Source organism: Kitasatospora sp. NPDC023118 (assembly GCF_055560875.1).
In genome coordinates this window covers 1-1,419 of the sequence record NZ_JBVHHW010000093.1, presented here as the reverse complement: position 1 = coordinate 1,419, position 1,419 = coordinate 1, and the positions used below count along the sequence as shown (strand labels likewise).

Genomic DNA, 1,419 nt, shown 5'->3' with positions numbered 1-1,419 from the left:
GGAGTCTCAATGATTGAGTCAAGCCGTCTGCGCGGCCGGATCGGGGGTGAAGACCCGGTTGTCGCGCAGGAGGGCCCACAGGACGCTGACCCGTCGGCGGGCGAGAGCAATGATCGCCTGGACGTGCTTGAGCCCTTCGCCGCGCTTCTTGAGGTAGAAGTCACGGTTGGGCCCGTCTCTGATGATGCTCGTCTGCGCGGACAGGTAGAACACCCTGCGCAGGCGGCGGCTGTAGCGCTTGGGCCGGTGCAGGTTGCCGGTCCGTCGGCCCGAGTCGCGCGGGACGGGCACCAGCCCGGCCGCCGAGGCCAGGTGGCCCGCGTCGGCGTAGGCGCTCAGGTCGCCGGCGGCGACGACGAACTCCGCGCCCAGGATCGGCCCGACGCCCGGCAGCGACTCGATGATCTCCGCCTGCGGGTGGGCGTGGAACGTGGCCTTGATCTGCTTGTCTATGCCCTTGAGCCGGTCGTCCAGGACCAGGATCTGGGCCGCGAGGTCGGCGACGATCTGCGCGGCGACATCCTCGCCGGGCAGCACGGTGTGCTGGGCGCCGGCCGCCTCCAGAGCGGTGGCGGCCACTGCGTCCGCGCCACGCACGCCGCGATTGGCCAGCCAGGCCGTCAGCCGGGCCCGCCCGCGGCGACGCAGGGCCGCCGGGGTCTGGTAGCCCGTCAGCAGTACCAGGGCGCCCTTGTGGGCGGAGTAGTCGAAGGCCCGCTCCAGCGCCGGGAAGATCCCGGTCAGCACATCGCGCAGGCGGTTGATCATCCGGACCCGGTCGGCGACCAGGTCGGTGCGGTGCGCGGTCAGCAGCGCGAGGTCGGCCGCCAGCTGGGCGGGCACGTCGATCGCCGCGAAGTCCCGGCGGACGCGGGCGGTTTCCGCGATCACGTAGGCGTCGCGGGCGTCGCTCTTCGCCTCGCCCCGGTAGGCGCCGGACATCCGGTTCACGGTCCGGCCGGGCACATACACGGGCTTCTGCCCGTGGGCGGCGAGCAGGGCCAGCAGCAGCGCCGACGCCGTGCCGGAGATGTCCACCGCCCAGGCAACCCGGTCGGCCAGGGCGAGGATCTCGCCGATCGCGGTCAGGATCGCCGACTCGTCGTTGTCGATCTTCCGCGACCACAGGGTCGCGCCGGTGTCGTCGACCACCGCCGCCCAATGGTGGCCCTTGCCCGCGTCGATGCCGGCCCAGACCTGGTCCCGCTGTCTGCTCATTCGCCCCTCCTCGAACTGCCTGCTTCGCCGTTGGCCCGAGGAACACCCCGCCGTCAGCTCCGTAAACAGCGCTCGGAACGCAGATCTCAATCAGCAGCCAGGGCGCCCCGGAGAGCCGGACGGCCACTCCTCGGGAGCCACAGAAGGCAAGACCGCATCAGCCACATCCGGCCCTCCCGGGCCGCCTAACAACTTACGGAG

The 1,419-nt window shown here is 71.5% G+C and carries 1 protein-coding gene; it reads right to left on the bottom strand.

Annotated elements, in window-relative coordinates; translation table 11 throughout:
• Positions 1–18: 18 nt before the first annotated feature.
• A complete protein-coding gene (locus ACZ3UD_RS37700; RefSeq protein WP_465598636.1) occupies positions 19–1,218 on the bottom strand; it encodes an IS110 family RNA-guided transposase in 1,200 nt (399 codons plus the stop codon).
• Positions 1,219–1,419 lie beyond the last annotated feature (201 nt).